Below are 21,446 nucleotides of genomic sequence, written 5' to 3' on the forward strand. Positions count from 1 at the left end.
GGGGCGGGTTAGCGGGGGCGGCACACCCAGTGCAGGTAGCGGCCAAGTCCGGCGAAGCTGGGGTGGCGGCGGTAGGCAAGTTCCATTTCCAGCAGGTCGAGCAGCTCGGCCTTGCCCTGGAATTCCTTGGGCATATAGTCGTGGAAGACGCGCACACCGCTCTCGCTTTCAACGTGCCACATAGGATCAAGTTGCGCCTTGAGTTCGCGTGGATCAAGCGGTTTCTGTGGGGTCAGGCTCTGCTTTTCACCTTCCAGACGGTTGCTGCGCAACTTGCGGAAATGGCCTTTGAGCAGGTTGCGGTAGACCAGCGCGTCGCGGTTGTAGAAGGCCAGTGACAGCCACCCGGAAGGGGCTGTGAGCTGGTGCAGCACGGGCAGGATGCTTTCGGGCTCCGCCAGCCATTCGAGCACGGCATGGCACAACACCAGGTCGTAGGGTTCGGTCAACTGGCCGAGCAGCTCTTGCCAGGGGGCCTGGATGAACGTGGCGGCCTGGCCGGCCTCGGCAAACCGCGCCCGGGCGCCGTCGAGCATGGGGGCAGCGGGCTCGGCCAGGGTCAGGTGATGGCCTCGTTGGGCCAGCCACAAGGCCATATGGCCCAGCCCGGCACCGATATCGAGAATGCGCAGCGGACGATCGGGCAGTGCCTCGGCCAGGTCGGCCTGCAGCACGGCCAAGCGGATTGCGCCCTTGGCACCGCCGTAGATCTTCTCGGCAAAGCGGGTGGCCAGCTCATCGAAGTGACGGTCATTCATCGGGCGAAGCGCCTCTCGCTGTCGGCCAGCTTGGCCCGCACCACCTGGTCCATGTCCAGGCCCAGCTCGCTGCACAGCAGCAACAGGTAAAGCACGACATCACCGACTTCCTGGCCGGCGTGGGCCAGTTTTTCGGCAGGCAGCTGGCGCGATTCGTCTTCGCTCAGCCATTGGAAGATTTCCACCAGTTCGGCCATTTCGACGCTGGCGGCCATGGCCAGGTTCTTCGGGCTGTGGAAACCGCGCCAGTCGTTGTTGTCGCGGATCTGGTGCAGGCGTTGGGTGAGTTCTTGCAGGTTCATCGGGGGTCTCCTAATGCTGCATAGCTTCAGCCCAGGCCCGATGCAAAGCAAGGGGCCTACAGCCGATCCCACCGCCCGACCATATGCACTGCCCCTCCATGGCCATCCAGCCGTAACGCACCTGCATCCCCCGCCGCGCTAGCACTGAGCACCACCTCCGACGGCAACCGCACCGGTTTGCGAAAGCCCACTTCGAAGGCATATCCACTGTGCGGCAGGTGCCCGCGCAGTGCCGCCAAGGCCATGGCCTTGCTCCACATGCCATGGGCAATGGCTGTGGGAAAGCCGAACAGCCGGGCACTGGTGGCACTGAGGTGGATAGGGTTGTAATCCCCGCAAACCTTGGCATATCGCCGGCCGATATCACTGTCGGCGTACCAGCGACTGGCTTCAGGCAACGCATCAGGCTCAACGTCGGCAAGTTCGCTTGCTTCGCCTTCCAGCTTCAACCCACGTACCAGCATGCGGCTGGTCTCGCGCCAGAGCAGGCCGATTCCGTCCTCGGCTTCGGTGACAAGGTCGAAAGTGCCGCCCTTGGCGTGTGGCTGCAGGTTGTGCGCATATACGGTAAGGCGCAGCCCTTCGATACCGCCAAGCGGGCGCAGCACTTCGATGCGGTTGTACAGATGCACCAGTCCGAGCAGCGGGAAGGGGAAGTCTGGGGCGGTCATCAACTGTAATTGCAGGGTGAACGCCATGACATGCGGATAGGTCCCCGGCAGGCGGCCATCGTCGGGGAAGTGGCAGAGCTTGCGGTAGGCACTCAGGTTGCCAGGCTGAACCCGGATGAAACAGCGCAGGCCATCGTCAGGCAGGTGGTCACCGCTGATTGTGCGCTTGCTGACTGCGCGCAGGTAAAGGCTGGCGCGCGATGCCGGGCTGTGCAGGTCGTGCCAGTGTCGGCTCATGCTCAGGCCCCCATCAATGCTTGGCCGCACACCCGCAGCACTTGGCCGTTGACCGCACCGGAACCCGGCTGGCTGAGCCAGGCGATGGCTTCGGCCACGTCCTGCGCACGACCACCCTGGCCCAGCGAACTCAGGCGTCTCCCGGCTTCGCGCAGGCCCATGGGCATGGCTGCGGTCATGTGGGTCTCGATAAAGCCGGGGGCTACGGCATTGATGCTGCCACCCCGCTCGGCAAGCCGGGGAGCCCAGGCCTGGGCAAGGCCGATCAGCCCGGCCTTGCTTGCGGCATAGTTGGCCTGCCCGCGGTTGCCGGCAATGCCACTGACCGAGGCCAGCAGGGTGATGCGCGCGTTCTCCCCGAGCGCGCCGTTGTCGTACAGCGCCTGGGTCAGCGCCTGTGGGGCCTTGAGGTTGACCGCCATGACCGCATCCCAGTATTCCGGGGTCATGTTGGCCAAGGTCTTGTCGCGGGTGATACCGGCGTTGTGCACCACGATGTCGATGCCATCGGGCAGCACCGCGAGCAGTTGCGTTGCCGCATCGCTGGCGCAGATATCCAGCGGCAGAGCCTTGCCACCCAAGCGTGCAGCGAGGGCATCGAGGTCCTGGCTGGCCTGCGGCACATCGAGCAGCAGCACATCGGCACCGTCCCGCGCCAGGGTTTCGGCGATGGCGGCACCGATGCCGCGCGCCGCGCCGGTGACCAGTGCGCGGCGGCCGGACAGCGGGCGGGTCCAGTCCTCCACCTGGTGGGTGCAGGCTTCCAGGCGCAGCACCTGGCCTGAGATGAACGCGCTCTTGGGCGAGAGGAAGAAGCGCAGGGCGCCCTCCAGCTGGTCTTCGGCACGGGGAGCGACATACAGCAACTGGGCCGTCGCACCATTGCGCAGCTCCTTGGCCAGCGAGCGGCTGAAGCCTTCAAGGGCCCGCTGGGCAACGCTGGCCAACGGGTTGTCGAGGTTTTCTGGCGCACGCCCCAGTACCACGATGTGGGCGCATGGGGCCAGGCTACGCAGCAGCGGCTGAAAAAATTCGCGCAACTGCTTCAGTGAATCACTGTCGGACAGATGACTGGCATCGAATACCACGGCCTGTATTTTCGGCCCTAGGCCGGCCACCCAGGCTTCGGCCTGCAGGGTGTCGGCATTGAAGCTGTAAACCTCGTCGGTCAGGCGTGGGGCGATGGCTTCCACCCGGCTTGCCAGTGGCCCGCCACCCAGTACCAAGGCCCCCTCCACCGGGCGCAGGCGGCCGGCCTGCCAGCGCTCCAGCGGCGCCGGGCGTGGCAGGCCGAGGGCGTCCACGAGGCGGCGGCCGAGGTTGGAGTTGGCAAAACCGAGGTAGCGATCGCTCATGAGTGGGTCTCCGCAAAGGCAAGCTTGAAAGTGTGGACCAACTTTGTGGCAAGGTCGTTCGAATGCGGTAAAAACACCTAGGCTGTACGGATCAAATTGTTTCAGGAGGAACAAGCACATGCGTTCATCACGCCGGGTAGCGATCCTGGGCGGCAACCGGATTCCCTTTGCCCGCTCCAAGGGTGCCTACGCCACGGCCAGCAACCAGGCGATGCTCACCGTTGCCCTCGAAGGGCTGATTGAACGCTACCGGCTGCATGGGCTGCGGCTGGGGGAGGTGGTGGCCGGTGCGGTGCTGAAGCATTCGCGCGACATGAACCTGACCCGCGAATGTGTGCTGGGTTCGCGCTTGTCGCCGCAAACGCCGGCCTATGACATCCAGCAGGCCTGCGGCACGGGGCTTGAGGCTGCGCTGTTAGTGGCCAACAAAATTGCCCTGGGGCAGATCGACTGCGGTATCGCCGGCGGCGTGGACACCACCTCCGATGCACCCATTGCCGTCAATGAAGGCCTTCGCCACATCCTGCTGCAGGCCAACCGTGGCAAAAGCCTGGGCGAGCGGCTCACGCCCTTCCTCCAACTAAGGCCTCACCACCTGAGGCCCGAGTTGCCGCGCAATGGCGAGCCGCGCACGGGGCTGTCGATGGGCGAGCACTGCGAGCGCATGGCCCAGGCCTGGCACATTGGTCGCGCCGAGCAGGACGCGCTGGCGCTACTCAGCCACCAGAAGCTGGCCGCCGCGTATGCCGAGGGTTGGCAGGACGACCTGCTGACACCGTTTCTGTCGCTGACACGGGACAATAACCTGCGCCCCGACCTGACCCTTGAGCAGTTGGCCAAGCTGCAACCCGCCTTCGACCGCAGCGGGCAGGGCACGCTGACGGCGGGAAATTCCACGCCGCTGACTGACGGGGCCTCGGTGGTGTTGCTGGGCAGTGAGGAGTGGGCCGCGCAGCAGGGGCTGGCGGTGCTGGCTTACCTGGTCGATGGCGAAACCGCTGCGGTGGATTTCGTCACCGGTCGCGAAGGCTTGTTGATGGCACCGGTGTATGCCGTGCCACGCTTGCTCGCGCGCAATGGCCTGACGCTTCAGGACTTTGACTACTACGAGATCCACGAAGCCTTTGCCGCCCAGGTGCTGTGCACGCTCAAGGCCTGGGAGGATGCCGACTATTGCCGTGAGCGGTTGGGGCTGGATGCGCCGCTTGGGGCGATTGATCGCAGCAAGCTCAACGTCAAGGGCAGTTCGCTGGCGGCCGGGCACCCGTTCGCGGCAACTGGGGGGCGGATATTGGCCCATTTGGCCAAGCTGCTGGCGACGGCAGGAAAAGGGCGTGGGCTGATTTCGATCTGTGCGGCGGGTGGGCAGGGTGTGACGGTCATCGTCGAGCGCGCCTGACTTGATCATGGGCCAGCTGTTAGGCTTGTCTCATCAGAACTATAAGAAACCGCCATGCCGATCATCGGACGTCCCCGTGCCATCCCGGCGCTGAACCACCTGCCCAGGCCCCTCTATGCCCGTGCTGAAAGCCTCGGTGCCGGCTCCTGGACCACGCGCCACCAGCATGACTGGGTGCAGTTTTCCTACGCCATCAGCGGCGTGCTTGGCGTGTACACCCGCGATGGCAGTTACTTTGCCCCGCCCCAGTGGGGCGTGTGGATCCCTGCCGATGCCGAGCACGAAGTGGTTACCTCGATGCAGGCAGAGATGCGCAGCCTGTATGTGCGGCGTGATGCCTGCCCGTGGGCGCCAGCGCAATGCCGGGTGCTGGAAGTGACGCCGCTGGCGCGCGAGCTGATCAAGCAGTTCTGTCTGTTCCCGGCGGACTACCCCGAAGATGACAGTGCCGAGGCGCGCCTGGTGGCGGTGCTGCTTGACCAGTTGCGCATGTTGCCCGAAGTCGGGTTTTCGCTGCCGTTGCCACGGCACCCGGGGTTGTTGGCATTGTGCAACGGTCTGATCGCCTCGCCGGACCAGCCGCAGACGTTGCAGCAATGGGCACGGGAGCTTGGGTGTTCGGAGAAGACGCTGATGCGGCTGTTCCAGCGGGAGACGGGGTTGAGCTTTCGTAACTGGCGGCAGCGCATGCGGCTGTTGTCGTCGCTGGCACTGCTGGAGGCGGGAGAGAATGTGACCGAGGCGGCGTTGGGGTGTGGGTATGACTCCACCTCGGCTTACATTGCGGCGTTCAAGCAGCTGTTTGGGGCTACCCCTGGCGAGTTGAAACTCTAGGCATTGTTTGCCTGTACCGGCCCTATCGCCGGTACAGGCAATGTATCAATCAGGTACGGAACCTGCGCACCAGCGAATCCAGCTCATTGGACAACCCAGCCAGGCTCTCGGAGTCGTGGCGTGCCGCCTGGGCCAGCTCGGCCACCAATTGCGCATCCCCGTGAATCTGGCTGATGTGCCGGTTGATGTCCTCGGCCACCTGGTGCTGTTCCTCGGCCGCCGTGGCGATCTGCGTGTTCATGTCGCGGATCACATCCACCGATTCCCGGATCTGCCCGAAGCTATCGCGCGCCAGGCCAATGCGGCTCACCGACTGCTGCGATACTTCCAGGCTGGCATGCATCTGCTCGGCCACTTCGGCAGTGCGGCTGGCCAGGTTGCCCAGCAGGCCGTCGATTTCCGCAGTGGAGTCGGCGGTGCGCTTGGCCAGGGCTCGCACTTCATCGGCTACCACGGCAAAACCACGGCCCTGCTCACCGGCACGGGCGGCTTCGATGGCGGCGTTCAGGGCCAGTAAGTTGGTTTGCTCGGCAATCGAGCGGATGGTGCCGAGGATCGACTGGATGGCGTTGCTGTCACGCTCCAACTGCTGGATCGACTGCGCCGACTGTTCGATTTCCTGGCTCAGGCGGTCGACGCTGTTGACCGCTGCATCGATCTGCTGCTGGCCTTCGCGGGCCTGTTGCTGGCCGCTGTCGGCCGACTGGGCTGCCTGGCTGCAGGACCGCGCCACTTCGTTAGCCGTGGCGACCATTTCGTGGAAGGCGGTTGAAACCATGTCCACGGCCTCGCGCTGGCGGCCCGCCGCCTCGGCCATGTCGCTGGAGACGCGGGTCGAGCTGTTGGAGGTGCTGAGGATTTTTCCGGCGGCTGCGCCAATATGCTGGATCAGGCTGCGAATGGCACCCAGGAACTGGTTGAACCAGCTGGCCAGTTGTGCGGTTTCGTCGCGGCCACGGATTTCCAGGTTGCGAGTCAGGTCACCCTCACCTTGGGCAATGTCTTCCAGGCCGTTGGTGACGCTGTTGATCGGGCGCACGATCAGCTTGGCGAAGGCTGCACCGACCACGGCGAACAGCGCGGCCAGAACCACGGCGATGCCGCCGATCAGCCAGGTCAGCCGGGTGGTGGTCTGCATCACTTCACTTTGTTCGATCAGGCCGATGAACGTCCAGCCCAGTTGTTCGTCGGGGTAGACGTTGGCCATGTAGCGCACGCCATTGAGCTCGACTTCGACCAGGCCTTTGCCAGCCTTGGCCAGCTCGGCATAACCGCCGCCAAAGCTGGCCAGTTGCTTGAAGTTGTGGCCGGCGTCGCGCGGGTCGACCATCACGTTGCCGTTGCTTTCCACCAGCATCAGGTAGCCGCTTTCACCCAGTTTGATCTGCTTGACGATCTCGGTCAGGCCTTTGAGCGACACGTCGATGTTGACCACGCCACCCGGGTTGCCCAGCTGGTTGGCCACGGCGCGCACGGTGCTGACCAGTACCGCGTCGTCTGCGGCCCAGTAGTAGGCACCCGTACGCACGGTTTTGCCTGGGTTGGCCATGGCCAGTTGGTACCAGGGGCGAGTGCGTGGGTCGTAATTGACGAACTTCTGCCCGGCCGGCCACCCCGTGTAACCGCCGTCGCTCACACCATAGGAAAGGTAGGCATAGGTGGGATGCGAATTGGCCAGGCGGGTCATGAAGTCGAGGATTTTGCTGGCCTGCTCGCCCAGTTCGTAGGACGGGCTGGCGCTCATGTACTTGTTCAGTTCGCTACCCGTGGCGGCGACCATTGGCTGGGAAGCCATGTACTCGACGTTCTGGTTGATGCCCTGGAAGAAGATGTTCATCGCGTTGCTGACCTGGCGGATTTCCCGGCTGCTGCCATCGAGGAATCCGTCGCGGGCTTCACCACGCAGGTTGAGGACCACCAGGGTGGCCACGAGGACGATGGGCAAGCCGGCGATGACCGCGAATGCCCAGGTCAGTTTCTGTTTGATGCTCATCGACGCTCCCGGAATTTTTATTGTCGACACACGAGGCAGGTAGCCAGTACATCGGCAGCATCCGGGTTTTATGTAGCCAAAACGCCCGTATTTATTGGATAAAGTCGCAGTTGGTGACTATTCGGTCGCGTTTGGACGCTTTTGGCATACCAAACGCGTGTGGCTGTTCAGTGGCAGCAGTCGCCGGCGGCGCCGTTGGCCAGGTCCTTGAGGATCGGGCAGTCCGGGCGGTCATCCCCTTGGCAGTGTGAAACCAGCTCGCCAAGGGTGTCGCGCAGGCTCACCAGCTCCTCGATGCGCCGGTTCAGCTCATCGATGTGCTGCATGGCCAGCGCTTTCACATCGGCGCTGGCACGTTGGCGGTCCTGCCACAAGGTCAGCAGCTTGCCGACCTCTTCCAGGGAAAATCCCAGGTCGCGAGAGCGCTTGATGAACGCCAGACTGTGCAAGTCTTCCGCCTGGTACAGGCGGTAGCCGCTGTCGCTGCGTGTGGCCGGTTTGAGCAGGCCGATGGATTCGTAGTAACGGATCATCTTGGTGCTGAGCCCGCTGCGGCGGGCGGCCTGGCCGATATTCATGGCGCCTCCTCGTTGGTGCTGGCGGGTTTCCACGCCTTGAGCCACAGCGCGTTGCTGACCACGCTGACGCTGGACAGGGCCATGGCGGCGCCGGCCAGTACCGGGTTGAGGTAACCCAGCGCAGCCAGCGGGATGCCGATCAGGTTGTAGATGAATGCCCAGAACAGGTTCTGGCGAATCTTCGCATAGGTCTTGCGGCTGATCTCCAGCGCCGCCGGTACCAGGCGAGGGTCGCCGCGCATCAGGGTGATGCCGGCAGCCTGCATGGCCACGTCGGTACCGCCACCCATGGCGATGCCTATGTCGGCGGCGGCCAGTGCCGGGGCATCGTTGATGCCATCGCCGACCATGGCGACCACACCATCCTGCTTGAGCGCGGCCACGGTCGCAGCCTTGTCGGCTGGCAGCACTTCGGCATGCACATCGTCGATACCCAGGGCGTCGGCAACCACTTTGGCGCTGCCGCGGTTGTCGCCGGTCAGCAGGTGGCTGCTGATGTGTTGGGCATGCAGGGTGTCGATGGCCTGCGCCGCGCCGGGCTTGAGGCTGTCACCAAAGGCGAACAGGCCCAGCACATGGGGTTGCGCGCCACGCTCGATCAGCCACGACAAGGTACGCCCCTCGGCCTCCCAGGCCTTGGCCTTGGCGGCCAGGTCGCCGGGCTGCAGTCCGCTTTCATCAAGCAGGCGACGGTTGCCCAGGGCCAGCTCACGGCCTTCCACACGCCCGGCGATACCGCGCCCGGTCAGCGACTGGCTGTCGGCAACAACGGGAACGTCCAGCCCCTGTTCGGTGCAGGCATCCAGCACTGCTTTGGCCAGTGGGTGTTCGCTGCCGCGTTGCAGTGCGCCGGCCAGGCGGTGGAGGTCGGCACTGCTGCCTGCCTGCGCCTGGCTGTGGACCACCCGGGGGCTGCCGGAGGTGAGGGTTCCGGTCTTGTCGAAGACCACGCGGTTGACCGCATGGGCACGCTCCAGGGCTTCGGCGTCCTTGATCAGAATGCCGTGGCGGGCAGCGACCCCGGTGCCGGCCATGATTGCCGCAGGCGTGGCCAGGCCCAGGGCGCAGGGACAGGCGATGACCAGCACGGCAACGGCGTTGATCAGCGCGGTTTCCAGGGGTGCGCCGGCCAGCCACCAGCCGACCAGGGTGATCAGGGCCAGCACCAGCACGGCCGGGACGAACACCTGGCTGACCCGGTCGACCAGCTTCTGGATCGGCGCCTTGGCGGCCTGGGCGTCTTCGACCAGGCGGATGATACGCGCCAGCACGGTTTCAGTCCCCAGCGCCTGGGTGCGCACCAGCAACCGGCCTTCGCCATTGATAGCGCCGCCAGTGACGCTGTCGCCGGGTTGCTTGGGCACCGGCAGGCTCTCGCCACTGATCAGCGCCTCATCGGCATGGCTGCTGCCATCCTCGACAACACCGTCGACGGGGAAGCGCTCGCCGGGCTTGACCAGTACCAGGTCGTCCAGGCGTAGTTGGGCGATCGCCACATCCTCTTCCCGGCCATCGACCACGCGCACAGCACGTTCCGGACGCAATGCCTCAAGGGCACGGATGGCGCTGGCGGTCTGGCGCTTGGCACGGCTTTCCAGGTATTTGCCCAGCAGCACCAGCGCGATCACCACGGCCGAGGCTTCGAAGTACAGGTGCGGGGCCATGCCGGCAGGGGCCTGTGCCCATTGGTACAGGCTAAGGCCGTAGCCGGCGCTGGTGCCTAGCGCTACCAGCAGGTCCATGTTGCCAGCACCGGCACGCACGGCTTTCCAGGCGGCTACATAGAAGCGTGCGCCGAGAATGAACTGCACCGGCGTGGCCAGCAGGAACTGCGCCCATGCTGGCAACATCCAGTGCAGGCCAAACGGCTGCACCAACATAGGCAATACCAGCGGCAGGGCCAACAGCAAGGCTGCGCCGACCGCCAGGCGCTCATTGCGCAGGCGGCGCTGAGTAGCGCTTTGGTCGTCCTTGGCCGATTGCGGCAGGCTGGCGCTGTAGCCGGCCTTGTGCACAGCGTCGATCAGCAGGTCGTCATCGAGGGCTGCGAGCACTTCAAGGTGCGCGCGTTCGCTGGCCAGGTTGACGCTGACCTGCTCGACCCCGGGCAGCTTGCCAAGGGCGCGCTCAACGCGGCCGGCGCAACTGGCGCAAGTCATGCCGCCAATCTGCAACTCGACGGTACGGGTCGGTACGCCGTAACCGGCCTCGCGTACGGCGTCGACCAGGGCGGGCAGGCTGTTGGCCGGGGCCTGGACCCGGGCCTGTTCGGTGGCGAGGTTGACGCTGACCTGTTCAGCGCCAGTGACCTTGCGCAGGGCGCGCTCGACCCGGCCGGCACAGCTGGCGCAGGTCATGCCGGAGATCGGCAGGTCGTAAGTGGTGGATGCGGGCATGGCTCTCCTCCTTGGACAGGCCTCCAGCATCAACCTTGCCATGCAGGTAAGGTCAATAGCCCAGGCCGGCTCGCTTCAACTCGAAGCCATATTGCCCCATGGCGATGCGGTATTTGTTGATCTGGCCCGCCTGCAGATTCAAACGTGTGCTGCGCTGGTCCTCGATGCCCGGTGCACAGCCTGGCATTTGCCCTGGCAGCAGGCGCAGGCGTACGTCCACCGGGCCGGGCGGAAGGTTGAACGAGGTGGATTGCTCCTGGAACACGCGCCCGGAGAGCTGATCGTTGAGGTAAACGCCAATTTCGCAGCCCGTGGCCACTTCCAGGCGTTCCCGGGAAATGATCAGTACGCTGTAGTCCGAGTTGCCTTCGGCGCTGGCCGGTGGCACCGCAGCCAGCGCGCTCAATAGCCCGACGACGCCCAATGCTGCCCTGAACATGAAAAATCTCCTGCTTGCCAAATCGTCAAATGCGCAGCTTGGCCGACGTGGGCGCAGATTTCCACCCCGGGTGTTGACCTTGCCCCGATGGCAAGCTTGAGACTCGTTGAAAACCTGAAGGAGGTAACCCCATGCAAGTGTTCAATGTACAAGGCATGACCTGTGGCCATTGTGTTAAAGCCGTGACCCGGGCGGTGCAGGAGCAGGATGCTGCGGCCAGAGTCGAGATTGACCTGGCGGCTAAACAGGTGCGGGTGCAGAGTGAGCTGGCGCCGGAGCAGATTCTCACCGCTATTCGGGACGAGGGGTATCAGGCCGAGGTGGCGTGATCCCCCAGGGCTGCTTGGTAGCCCATATGTTGCAAATGTTTTCATGCTGAAGGGGTCCACAGCGGGTAGAATTAGTCACTTGCTTAGCCTGCTATGGATTCCTGATGAACCTGCGAATGGTGCTCATCCTGGGTGCACTCAGTGCATTCGGGCCCTTGGCGATCGACTTCTACCTGCCCGCCTTCCCGGCCATGGCGCAGGCGTTCGCCACCGATGAAAAACACGTCCAGGCCACCTTGGCCGCCTACTTCCTCGGCCTGTCCATCGGCCAGCTGGCCTATGGGCCGGTTGCCGACCGCTTTGGCCGTCGCAAACCGTTGATGTTCGGCGTGACCCTGTTCACCCTGGCGTCACTGGCCTGTGCCTATGCCCCCAACCTCGATTCCCTGGTGTTTGCGCGCTTTGTCCAGGCGCTGGGCGGTTGTGCCGGCATGGTGCTGTCACGGGCGATCGTCAGCGACAAGTGTGATCCAGTGGCCTCGGCCAAAGTATTTTCGCAACTGATGCTGGTCATGGGCCTGGCGCCTATCCTGGCACCGATGCTGGGCGGGGTGCTGGTGAACCTGGCTGGCTGGCAGTCGATCTTCCTGACGTTAAGCCTGTTCAGTGCAGGCTGCCTGCTGGCGGTCAGCCTGGGCCTGCCGGAAAGCCTGCCAGCGCATATTCCACGACAGCCGCTTTCGGGTGCCTTGCGTCAGTATCTGCGCTTGCTCGCCGACCGGGCCTTCCTGGGGCATGCCTTGACGGGTGGTATCGCCATCGCCGGCATGTTCGCCTACATCGCCGGTTCGCCTTTCGTGTTCATCAAGCTCTATGACGTGCCGGCTGAGCACTATGGCTGGCTTTTCGGCACCAATGCTGCAGGGTTTATCCTGGTGGCGCAGGTGAATGCGCGCATGCTGGCCAAACGTGGACCGGCGTTCCTGTTGGCGCGGGCCGTCTGGTTGTACCTGGCCGCTGGCCTTGTACTGCTGGGTGTAGCGGCACTGCGCCCCGCACAGTTGTGGCCGCTGCTGGTGCCGTTGTTCATCTGCATTGCCAGCCTGGGCTGCATTATCCCCAACGCCTCAGCCTGTGCCATGAGTGGGCAGGGCGCGCGGGCGGGTAGCGCCTCGGCATTGATGGGCTGCCTGCAGTTCAGTGTCGCCGCAGGCGCGGCGGCGCTGGTCGGGCTACTGCACGATGGCAGCGCGGTCCCTATGGCGCTGGTGATCACCCTGTGCGGGGCATTGGCGGTCAGTGTCGCGCTGCTGACCCGGCGCTTGCCGGCCAAGCCTCCCGCATGAGCGGGTGAGGTGCCTGCAGGCGGGTTTCCAGTGTAGCGACGAAGGCCCGTGCCTCGGCCTCGCTGCGGAAACTGACCACATGTTGATCGAGCTGGACCTGCCAAGGACAGGCGGGGTTTCGGCTCGATGCACTGACGACAATTTTCATCGCGGCATACCTCCAAATGGGGGGAGCCGCTCAAGTGTAGCGCTGACCCTCCTGCCTGCCATGCGCTGCGTCAGTGTCCTGACTGACGGTCGAAAGGCGCAATGCCTGCAAGCCTGCGGAACCTTCGCCATCTCGCGCGCTATTTGTGGAAGGTGGCTGTGGGCCGTATCTGAAATTGCTGCAAGTCCTTTTCTATCAAGATATTTCGGCACTTCTGTCTGTGCGTATCGGCGCTTTGGCTGACCGGCTTCCGGGTAGCTTTCTGGCGCCGGTTCGCTGCTTTCCATGGGTAGGCATACCCAGTGGTTTTTCGTCGCAGATGTGTGGCGCAAGGCCGTCTGAATGGATTTTTCTGCGGCTTATACTGGCGGACCAGGCCAGTGCCAGCGAGAGGTGCTTCCCTGCCAGGGGTGGCCATCGCATCCACACAGTGAACTTGCAGGGAGTTACAGGGACATGAACGCAGCCAGCAGTATCAGCCAGATCGCCAGCTTGATGGCCGACCCCAAGCGCAGTGCCATGTTGTGGGCATTGATCGACGGCACGCCACGGCTAGCCAATGAACTCGCCATCATGACCGGCCTGACGTCCTCGTCGGCTTGTGCGCACCTTTCGTTGCTGTCGTCGGCCGGCTTGCTCAGGCATGAAGCCAGGGGCCGCAAACGCTACTTCCGCCTGGCAACCCCGCAGGTCGGGGCGGCGGTCGAGGCCTTGGCCAGCGTACAGTTGGAAAGCACCAGGGGAGAGCGGGCCAAGGCGCCGGTATCACCGCTGCCCATGTCGATGCGCCGGGCGCGTCGTTGCGGTGATCACCTGGGCGGGGAGTTGGCCAGTGAGTTGTACCACCGTCTGGTGGTGGCCGGGTGGCTGGAAGGCAGCGGCAGACAGCTGATGGTCAGTGATGAGGGGCGGGCGCAGTTGGCCTTGGTCGGGGTGTACATCGATGCCTTGGCACCACACGAGCAACGAGGGTGCGTGATTTGCCGCTGCACCGAGTGGAATGACCAGGGCCCGCATCTTGGGGGAGGGTTGGGCCAGGCCTTGTTCAGGCTGTTCCTGCAATCTGGCTGGATGCGCGAGGCCGAGGACACCCGGGCATTGCATATCTCTGCGCTGGGTATCCAGCAGATCAATCGCATTGCCCGCGTGGCGACGTTGCAAGTCGGTTGACTGCAACGTCGTCGTTCAATCAGACCAGCCGGGCATCCAGGCTGTTCTGAGCCAGGCGACGGGCCTGGTCTTCGGTCATGCCCAGGTGGGTATGCAGGGCGTGGAAGTTTTCCGTGACGTAGCCGCCGAAGTAGGCCGGGTCGTCCGAGTTGACCGTGACTTTCACGCCGCGCTCGAGCATGTCGAGGATGTTGTGCTGGCTCATGTGGTCAAACACGCACAGCTTGGTGTTGGACAGCGGGCACACCGTGAGCGGGATCTGCTCATCGATGATGCGCTGCATCAGGCGCTCGTCTTCGATGGCGCGCACGCCATGGTCGATACGCTTGATGTGCAGCAGGTCCAGCGCTTCCCAGATGTACTCGGGCGGGCCTTCCTCGCCGGCATGGGCAACGGCAACAAAGCCTTCGCTGCGGGCGCGGTCGAACACCCGCTGGAACTTGCTCGGCGGGTGGCCCATTTCCGAGCTGTCCAGGCCCACGGCGATGAACGCATCGCGGAACGGCAGTGCCTGGTCGAGGGTTTTTTGCGCTTCCTCTTCGCTGAGGTGGCGCAGGAAGCTAAGGATCAGGCCGCTGCTGATACCCAGTTGCTTGCGGCCGTCCTTCAGTGCCTGGTTGATGCCATTGAGCACCACTTCGAATGGGATACCGCGGTCGGTGTGGGTTTGCGGGTCGAAGAACGGTTCGGTGTGGATCACGTTCTGGGCCTTGCAGCGTTGCAGGTAGGCCCAGGTCAGGTCGTAGAAGTCCTGCTCGGTACGCAGCACATCGGCGCCCTGGTAATACAGGTCGAGGAACTCCTGCAGGTTGTTGAAGGCATAGGCACCGCGCAAGGTCTCCACATCGGCCCAGGGCAGGGCGATCTTGTTGCGCTCGGCCAGGGCGAACAGCAGCTCGGGCTCCAGCGAGCCTTCCAGGTGCAGGTGCAGTTCGGCCTTGGGCAGGGCGTTCAACCAGTCATACATAAGGGGGGATCTCAATCAGGTACGGTTGCCGCCATTCTACAGGGCTCGGCCGGGCATTGCGCCCGGCCAGGCTGCGACCTGGTGAATCACCAGACCAAGGGTTCGCCCTTGTAGTTGATGAATCGCAGGCCGCCGTTGCCGCTTTGTGCGTTGATCTGGTCGAGCATGCCGCGGGTGCTGGTGAACACGTCGATTTCGGCGTTTTCGCCACCCATGTCGGTTTTCACCCAGCCCGGGTGCATGGCCAGTACGCACAGGTCGGGGCGCTGTTGTTCGACCACGAAACTGTTGATCATCGAGTTCAGCGCTGCCTTGCTGGCCTTGTACAGGCAGATTTCGCCACCGTCGGGGATGGTCACGCTGCCCAGGATCGAACTCATGAAGGCCAGCACGCCGCTGCCCTCGCGAACCTGGCCGACCAGGCGGCGGGCCACGCGGATCGGCGCCACGGCATTGGTCATGAACAGGTCGCCGATGTCCTTGTTCTGTACCGTCTCCAGGTCCTGCGGCAAGGGGCCCATGACGCCCGCGTTGACGAACACCAGGTCGAACACCTGGCCTTGCAGGCGTTGCTTCAGGCCATCGAGCTGGGCGGTGTCGTTCATTTCCAGCTGTTCGATGCGCACGCCGGGTACGTCCGCCAGGGCGCCGGGTTGCTGCGGGTTGCGCACGGTGGCGGTGATGTTCCAGCCGTCTTCGTTCAGGCGCTGCACCAGGCCCAGGCCAAGCCCGCGCGAAGCGCCGATGATAAGTGCGGTTTTTGCGTTAGCCATGTGAACGCGCTCCGTGGTCGATGGTAGAGAAAGGTATTGAGGATAATGCACAGCGGCAGTGACTGCCTTGCCAATGGCTGTATAAAAAATGATCAGCCGCGCCGGGGCCTTGGCTGGCCGGGCGCTTCGCCTGTTGGCGCACGGGTTATCCACAAGCTGATCCACAGTTATTGTGCGCAAGCCCAAGACGATGCAAGCAACTCCGCTTGACCGCGTGTTGGGGATAACTCGTGAGCTTTCAGCAGTTTGCGACTGTCATCAAATAGTGATCAAAATATGATCAAAGCTCTGCAGGCCATGAAAACAGCAGCCTGCAAGCGACTGCCCAAAGCTTATCCACAGGCGGGCCCACAGTTGTTGTGGGCAATGTTCAACGCGCTTCGAGCAAGATACGTCCGCGGCTCAGGTCGGCCAATTGCTGCTGCAGGGGCGCCAGATGGGCATCACCGAGCGCAATCAGCAGGTCCACGCCATTGGCGGTAAATTGTTCATCCAGAACCAGTCCGTCAACCTCTGCCAGGCGTAGTTTTACCAGGGCCAGTTCGCTGAAACTGCAACTGCAGGAGAATTCGCTGCGCTGTACCAGCAGGCGCTTGGGCGCCTGTTGCAGGCACTTGTTGGCGCCGCCGCCATAAGCCCTGGCCAGGCCACCTGTACCCAGCTGGATGCCGCCGTACCAGCGGATCACCAGCACCACGACCTGGTCGCAGTCCTGCGCTTCGATGGCTGCCAGGATCGGCCGGCCAGCAGTGCCACCGGGTTCGCCGTCATCGTTGCTGCGGTACTGCGCGCCGAGCTTCCAGGCCCAGCAGTTGTGGGTGGCGGCCAGGTCGCTGTGGCGTTCGATGAAGCTCATCGCATCGGCGGCACTGCTGATAGGCCCGGCGAGGGTGATGAAGCGGCTTTTGCGGATGTCCTCGCGGTATTCGCAGAGGTCGAGCAGGGTAGAAGGCATAGATGACGGTTACACAGCCGGCTTGATGCCGCAGCCCTTCAGAATGATGTGGATAAGGTTGTTGCTCGCGTCTTCCATGTCCTGCTTGGTCAGGCGGCTGCGGCCGGTAACCTGGCAGATCTGGGTAGCGAAGTCGGCATAGTGCTGGGTGCTGCCCCAGAGCAGGAATATCAGGTGCACCGGGTCGACCGGGTCCATCTTGCCAGCTTCGATCCAGGCCTGGAACACGGCAGCCCGGCCACGGAACCATTCGCGGTAGTCGGCACTGAAGTATTCGGTCAGGCAGGTGCCGCCACTGATCACTTCCATGGCGAAAATCCGTGAAGCTTGCGGGTTGCGCCTGGAGAACTCCATCTTGGTGCGGATGTACTGGCTCAGGGCTTGACCGGGGTCGTCATCGACGCTCAAGGCGTTGAAGGTGCTGTCCCACAGCTCAATGATGTTGCTGAGCACGGCAATGTACAGGCCCAGTTTGTTGGTGAAGTAGTAATGCAGGTTGGCCTTGGGCAACCCCGCCTTGAGGGCAATGGTGTTCATGCTGGTGCCCTTGAAACCATGGCGGGCGAACTCGTCTTCGGCGGCCTGGATAATGGCCTGTTCGTTCTTCTGGCGAATGCGGCCTGCGGGTTTTCCCGAGGCGGAGAGGCGATGCGCAGGGACTTCTAGGGTCATGGACGATTCCGTACGGGTCAGTGGCTGCGGCTGTCGCACAAGATTACCTGCCTGTGCCGAAGTGACAAGCGTTTGCGGCAGAGACTGGCATCAGCGTGTCGCAGCCAGGCTGTCGAGGAAGCTTTCCAGCACCAGGTTAGGCCGCCGGCCTTTGCGCGTTACCCAGCTCAGGCTCAGGTCATAGAAGCGCTGTTGAGGCTTGAGGGCACGCAAGCGGCCCTGCTGCTCCCAGAACCTCGCGTAATGGTCGGGCAGGTAGCCAATATAGCGCCCGGTGAGGATGAGGAACGCCATACCTTCGCGGTCCGAAGCACTGGCCGTGCAGTTCAGGGCTTGGTAATGCGCCTGGATTTCGGCCGGCAGGCGGAAGGTGGGGGTGATGGCTTCCTGGCTGTTGAGGCGGTCGTCGTCGATTTGCTGGTCATCGGCATAGAACAGCGGGTGGCCGACCGCGCAGTACAGCAGCGAGCGTTCGCTGTACAACGGTTGATACTCAAGACCCGAAAGCGGGCTGGTCTGGGGGACTACACCTACATGCAGGCTGCCGTCGAGCACCCCATGTTCGACCTGGCTAGGGGCGATCATGCGGATCTGGATGCGCACATCGGGACCTCGGTCTTTGAGTTCGGCCAGGGCATGGGTGATGCGCATGTGTGGCAGGGTGACCAAGTTGTCGGTCAGGCCAATGTTCAACTCGCCACGCAAATGCTGGTGCAGGCCGTTGACCTCGGTGCGGAAGCTTTCCAGGGCACTGAGCAATTGCAGGGCCGAATGGTAGACCTCGCGGCCTTCCTCGGTCAGCGAGAAACCGGCGCGGCCACGTTGGCACAGGCGCAGGCCAAGGCGCTGCTCCAGGTCGTTCATCTGCTGACTGATGGCCGAGCGGCCAATGCCCAGCACGTTTTCTGCAGCCGAGAAGCCGCCGCACTCGACTACGCTGCGGTAGATCTTCAGCAAGCGGATGTCGAAGTCACTGACTTGGGCGAGTGGATCGGGGCGTCGGCTCATTAGTTTAGTCGTGGTCTGTCTGAAGGTTAGAAATGTAGGGTTTTTCAGACTTTATCGTCGTGCCAATTTAGCTGCAACAACATCCATCGTTGCCTAATCGTCTTCCGAGGAACCGCCGATGAACATGCCCGAAACCGCTACCGCCGGTATCGCCAGCCAGCTCAAGCTGGATGCCCACTGGATGCCGTACACCGCCAACCGCAATTTCCACCGCGACCCACGGTTGATCGTGGCGGCAGAGGGCAACTACCTGGTCGATGACCAGGGGCGCAAGATCTTCGATGCCCTGTCTGGCCTGTGGACCTGCGGTGCCGGGCACACCCGTAAGGAAATCACCGACGCGGTGACCCGCCAGCTGGGTACCTTGGATTACTCCCCTGCGTTCCAGTTCGGCCACCCGCTGTCGTTCCAGCTGGCGGAAAAGATTGCCGAGCTGGTGCCAGGCAATCTGAATCACGTCTTCTATACCAACTCCGGTTCCGAGTGCGCCGACACCGCGCTGAAGATGGTGCGTGCCTACTGGCGCCTGAAGGGCCAGGCGACCAAGACCAAGATCATTGGCCGTGCCCGTGGCTACCATGGGGTGAACATCGCCGGTACCAGCCTGGGTGGCGTCAACGGCAATCGCAAGATGTTCGGCCAGTTGCTGGATGTCGACCATCTGCCTCACACCGTGTTGCCGGTGAACGCCTTCTCCAAAGGCATGCCGGAAGAGGGCGGTATTGCCTTGGCAGACGAGATGCTCAAGCTGATCGAGCTGCACGATGCCTCCAACATCGCGGCGGTGATCGTCGAGCCGCTGGCCGGTTCGGCCGGTGTACTGCCGCCGCCGAAGGGTTACCTGAAGCGCCTGCGTGAAATCTGCACCCAGCACAACATCCTGCTGATTTTCGACGAAGTGATCACCGGCTTCGGCCGCATGGGTGCGATGACCGGTGCTGAAGCCTTCGGCGTTACCCCAGACCTGATGTGCATCGCCAAGCAGGTCACCAACGGCGCAATTCCGATGGGCGCGGTGATTGCCAGCAGCGAGATCTACCAGACCTTCATGAACCAGCCGACTCCGGAATACGCTGTGGAATTCCCGCATGGCTACACCTACTCGGCCCACCCGGTAGCTTGCGCAGCCGGTATTGCTGCGCTGGACCTGTTGCAGAAGGAGAATCTGGTGCAGTCCGCCGCCGAGCTGGCGCCGCACTTCGAGAAGCTGCTGCACGGTATGAAGGGCACCAAGAACGTCGTCGATATCCGTAACTACGGCCTGGCCGGTGCGATCCAGATCGCTGGCCGTGACGGTGATGCCATCGTCCGTCCGTACGAAGTGGCGATGAAGTTGTGGAAGGCAGGCTTCTATGTACGCTTCGGTGGCGACACCTTGCAGTTCGGCCCAACGTTCAACACCACGCCGCAGGAGCTGGATCGCCTGTTCGACGCCGTCGGCGAGAACCTGAACCTGATCGACTGATTTTTCTGATTTTGATGTCAGGCGTGTGCATGTATCGCACGCCTGCTTCTACCTTCTTTATCTGGAGTTTTCATGAGCATTGTTCAGCACCTGATCCATGGCGAGCTGGTTACCAAGGGCGAGCGCACCGCCGATGTCTTCAACCCGTCCACCGGCCAGGCTGTGCGCAAGGTCGAGCTGGCCAGTCGCGCGACCGTGCAGGAAGCGATCGATTCCGCCAAGGCAGCCTTTCCGGCTTGGCGCAACACCCCGCCAGCCAAACGCGCCCAGGTGATGTTCCGCTTCAAGCAATTGCTGGAGCAGAACGAAGCCAAGATTTCGCAGATGATCAGCGAAGAGCACGGCAAGACCTTGGAAGACGCTGCCGGCGAACTGAAACGCGGTATCGAGAACGTCGAGTTTGCCTGCGCAGCGCCAGAAGTGTTGAAAGGCGAGTACAGCCGCAACGTCGGCCCGAACATCGATGCCTGGTCCGACTTCCAGCCGCTGGGCGTGGTCGCAGGCATTACCCCGTTCAACTTCCCGGCCATGGTGCCGCTGTGGATGTACCCGCTGGCCATCGCCTGCGGTAACGCCTTCATCCTCAAGCCTTCCGAGCGTGACCCGAGCTCGACCTTGTACATCGCCCAACTGCTGCTGGAAGCCGGCCTGCCGAAAGGCATCCTCAACGTGGTACACGGTGACAAGGAAGCGGTGGATGCGCTGATCGAAGCGCCAGAAGTGAAAGCGCTGAGCTTCGTGGGCTCGACCCCGATCGCCGAATATATCTACGCCGAAGGCACCAAGCGCGGCAAGCGCGTGCAGGCCTTGGGTGGTGCGAAGAACCACGCGGTGCTGATGCCCGATGCCGACCTTGATAACGCCGTCAGCGCACTGATGGGCGCGGCCTACGGTTCGTGCGGCGAGCGTTGCATGGCCATTTCGGTGGCGGTATGCGTGGGCGACCAGGTGGCCGATGCCCTGATTGCCAAGCTGGAACCTCAGATCAAGGCGTTGAAGATTGGTGCCGGCACCTCGTGTGGCCTGGACATGGGCCCGCTGGTGACTGCTGCTGCCCGTGACAAGGTTGTGGGTTACATCGATGACGGTGTTGCTGCTGGCGCCAAGCTGGTGGTGGATGGTCGTGGCTTGCGTGTGGCCGGTAATGAAGATGGCTACTTTGTGGGCGGCACCCTGTTCGACAAGGTGACCCCGCAGATGCGCATCTATAAAGAAGAGATCTTCGGCCCGGTGCTGTGCGTGGTGCGCGTGAACAGCTTGGAGCAGGCCATGCAACTGATCAACGATCACGAGTATGGCAACGGTACCTGCATCTTCACCCGTGATGGCGAAGCGGCACGCCTGTTCTGCGACGAGATCGAAGTGGGCATGGTCGGTGTGAACGTACCGCTGCCGGTGCCGGTGGCTTATCACAGCTTCGGTGGCTGGAAGCGCTCGCTGTTCGGCGATCTGCATGCCTATGGCCCGGACGGGGTGCGCTTCTATACACGTCGCAAGGCGATTACCCAGCGCTGGCCGCAGCGTGCCAGCCACGAAGCATCGCAGTTCGCATTCCCTAGCCTATAAGGTCGGTAACTAAAGCGGGGAGGCCGGTAGGCCTCCCCGCTTTGTTTTTCAGCGATATTAACGTTTCTTGAAATTAAGGGTTGACGCGCTTTCGAATCCCCTTATAATGCGCCCCACTTCCAGCGACATCGGAACGACAAACTCC

Annotated in this window: 21 protein-coding genes and 1 pseudogene; 7 read left to right on the top strand and 15 right to left on the bottom strand. The window is 63.1% G+C overall.

Annotated elements, in window-relative coordinates; translation table 11 throughout:
• Nucleotides 1-8: 8 nt before the first annotated feature.
• Genes QQL85_RS23295 through QQL85_RS23310 form a run of 4 tightly spaced genes read right to left on the bottom strand, consistent with a single transcriptional unit; the run spans nt 9 to nt 3,323 of the window.
• Nucleotides 9-758 carry a methyltransferase domain-containing protein gene (locus tag QQL85_RS23295; RefSeq protein ID WP_284356733.1) on the bottom strand — a complete coding sequence of 250 codons (750 nt, stop codon included), beginning with the start codon at nt 756-758 and terminating at the stop codon, nt 9-11.
• Complete coding sequence (locus tag QQL85_RS23300; protein WP_284356732.1) at nt 755-1,060, bottom strand: MazG-like family protein; 306 nt, start codon at nt 1,058-1,060, stop codon at nt 755-757. The genes QQL85_RS23295 and QQL85_RS23300 overlap by 4 nt, the downstream gene beginning before the upstream one ends.
• A gap of 56 nt (nt 1,061-1,116) precedes the next feature.
• Complete coding sequence (locus QQL85_RS23305) at nt 1,117-1,968, bottom strand: MaoC family dehydratase (RefSeq protein ID WP_284356731.1); 852 nt, start codon at nt 1,966-1,968, stop codon at nt 1,117-1,119.
• Between the two features lie 2 nt (nt 1,969-1,970).
• Nucleotides 1,971-3,323 carry a 3-oxoacyl-ACP reductase gene (locus QQL85_RS23310; protein ID WP_284356730.1) on the bottom strand — a complete coding sequence of 451 codons (1,353 nt, stop codon included), beginning with the start codon at nt 3,321-3,323 and terminating at the stop codon, nt 1,971-1,973.
• Nucleotides 3,324-3,441: 118 nt separating this feature from the next.
• Between QQL85_RS23310 and QQL85_RS23315 the strand changes: the two genes are divergently transcribed.
• Nucleotides 3,442-4,722: an acetyl-CoA C-acetyltransferase gene (locus QQL85_RS23315; protein ID WP_284356729.1), complete on the top strand. Its 1,281-nt coding sequence runs from the start codon at nt 3,442-3,444 to the stop codon at nt 4,720-4,722.
• 54 nt (nt 4,723-4,776) lie between these two features.
• On the top strand, nt 4,777-5,556 hold the full coding sequence (locus QQL85_RS23320) for an AraC family transcriptional regulator (protein WP_284356728.1): 780 nt from the start codon (nt 4,777-4,779) through the stop codon (nt 5,554-5,556).
• Nucleotides 5,557-5,605: 49 nt separating this feature from the next.
• Here the strand turns inward: QQL85_RS23320 and QQL85_RS26850 are convergent, their stop codons facing one another.
• From QQL85_RS26850 to QQL85_RS23340, 5 genes and pseudogenes are all read right to left on the bottom strand, one after another.
• Nucleotides 5,606-6,373, bottom strand: a complete 768-nt coding sequence (locus QQL85_RS26850) for a methyl-accepting chemotaxis protein (RefSeq protein WP_434489085.1) — start codon at nt 6,371-6,373, stop codon at nt 5,606-5,608.
• Between the two features lie 90 nt (nt 6,374-6,463).
• Nucleotides 6,464-7,549: pseudogene (locus QQL85_RS26855) on the bottom strand (HAMP domain-containing protein); the annotation flags it as partial.
• A gap of 167 nt (nt 7,550-7,716) precedes the next feature.
• A complete protein-coding gene (gene cueR / locus QQL85_RS23330; RefSeq protein ID WP_284356726.1) occupies nt 7,717-8,127 on the bottom strand; it encodes a Cu(I)-responsive transcriptional regulator in 411 nt (136 codons plus the stop codon).
• A complete protein-coding gene (locus QQL85_RS23335; protein ID WP_284356725.1) occupies nt 8,124-10,523 on the bottom strand; it encodes a heavy metal translocating P-type ATPase in 2,400 nt (799 codons plus the stop codon). Before QQL85_RS23335 ends, cueR begins: the two co-directional genes overlap by 4 nt.
• Before the next feature lie 52 nt (nt 10,524-10,575).
• Nucleotides 10,576-10,962 (bottom strand): hypothetical protein, encoded by a 387-nt coding sequence (locus QQL85_RS23340; protein WP_284356724.1) that lies wholly within the window; start codon nt 10,960-10,962, stop codon nt 10,576-10,578.
• A gap of 131 nt (nt 10,963-11,093) precedes the next feature.
• Here QQL85_RS23340 and QQL85_RS23345 point away from each other — a divergent pair, with 131 nt between their 5' ends.
• Both QQL85_RS23345 and QQL85_RS23350 read left to right on the top strand, forming a co-directional pair.
• The gene (locus QQL85_RS23345; RefSeq protein WP_284356723.1) at nt 11,094-11,291 is read left to right on the top strand and encodes a heavy-metal-associated domain-containing protein; all 198 of its coding nucleotides are present in this window, start codon (nt 11,094-11,096) and stop codon (nt 11,289-11,291) included.
• Nucleotides 11,292-11,395: 104 nt separating this feature from the next.
• The gene (locus QQL85_RS23350; protein WP_284356722.1) at nt 11,396-12,577 is read left to right on the top strand and encodes a multidrug effflux MFS transporter; all 1,182 of its coding nucleotides are present in this window, start codon (nt 11,396-11,398) and stop codon (nt 12,575-12,577) included.
• On the opposite strand, the gene QQL85_RS23355 is transcribed toward QQL85_RS23350, so the two are convergent.
• On the bottom strand, nt 12,528-12,725 hold the full coding sequence (locus QQL85_RS23355) for a hypothetical protein (protein WP_119368741.1): 198 nt from the start codon (nt 12,723-12,725) through the stop codon (nt 12,528-12,530). The genes QQL85_RS23350 and QQL85_RS23355 overlap by 50 nt on opposite strands.
• 456 nt (nt 12,726-13,181) lie before the next feature.
• Here QQL85_RS23355 and QQL85_RS23360 point away from each other — a divergent pair, with 456 nt between their 5' ends.
• Nucleotides 13,182-13,895 carry an ArsR/SmtB family transcription factor gene (locus QQL85_RS23360; RefSeq protein WP_284356721.1) on the top strand — a complete coding sequence of 238 codons (714 nt, stop codon included), beginning with the start codon at nt 13,182-13,184 and terminating at the stop codon, nt 13,893-13,895.
• 19 nt (nt 13,896-13,914) lie between these two features.
• On the opposite strand, the gene QQL85_RS23365 is transcribed toward QQL85_RS23360, so the two are convergent.
• The 5 genes from QQL85_RS23365 to QQL85_RS23385 all read right to left on the bottom strand — a co-directional run bounded on the left by QQL85_RS23365 (nt 13,915) and on the right by QQL85_RS23385 (nt 18,270).
• Nucleotides 13,915-14,862, bottom strand: coding sequence for an adenosine deaminase (locus tag QQL85_RS23365; protein ID WP_284356720.1), 948 nt, complete (start codon nt 14,860-14,862; stop codon nt 13,915-13,917).
• 86 nt (nt 14,863-14,948) lie between these two features.
• Complete coding sequence (locus tag QQL85_RS23370) at nt 14,949-15,635, bottom strand: SDR family oxidoreductase (RefSeq protein ID WP_284356719.1); 687 nt, start codon at nt 15,633-15,635, stop codon at nt 14,949-14,951.
• Nucleotides 15,636-16,005: 370 nt separating this feature from the next.
• On the bottom strand, nt 16,006-16,590 hold the full coding sequence (locus tag QQL85_RS23375) for an IMPACT family protein (RefSeq protein ID WP_284356718.1): 585 nt from the start codon (nt 16,588-16,590) through the stop codon (nt 16,006-16,008).
• Between the two features lie 9 nt (nt 16,591-16,599).
• Nucleotides 16,600-17,262, bottom strand: a complete 663-nt coding sequence (locus QQL85_RS23380) for a TetR/AcrR family transcriptional regulator (RefSeq protein WP_284356717.1) — start codon at nt 17,260-17,262, stop codon at nt 16,600-16,602.
• A 90-nt stretch (nt 17,263-17,352) separates the two neighbouring features.
• Nucleotides 17,353-18,270, bottom strand: a complete 918-nt coding sequence (locus QQL85_RS23385) for a LysR family transcriptional regulator (RefSeq protein WP_284356716.1) — start codon at nt 18,268-18,270, stop codon at nt 17,353-17,355.
• 118 nt (nt 18,271-18,388) lie between these two features.
• On the opposite strand from QQL85_RS23385, the gene QQL85_RS23390 reads away from it, so the two are divergent.
• Entirely contained in the window at nt 18,389-19,735 is a 1,347-nt protein-coding gene (locus QQL85_RS23390) for an aspartate aminotransferase family protein (RefSeq protein ID WP_284356715.1), read from the top strand.
• Nucleotides 19,736-19,807: 72 nt separating this feature from the next.
• Entirely contained in the window at nt 19,808-21,301 is a 1,494-nt protein-coding gene (locus tag QQL85_RS23395) for a CoA-acylating methylmalonate-semialdehyde dehydrogenase (RefSeq protein ID WP_284356714.1), read from the top strand.
• Nucleotides 21,302-21,446: the final 145 nt, after the last annotated feature.

The organism is Pseudomonas putida, from assembly GCF_030159595.1.
In the GTDB taxonomy this organism is placed as follows: Bacteria; Pseudomonadota; Gammaproteobacteria; order Pseudomonadales; family Pseudomonadaceae; genus Aquipseudomonas; species Aquipseudomonas putida_AC.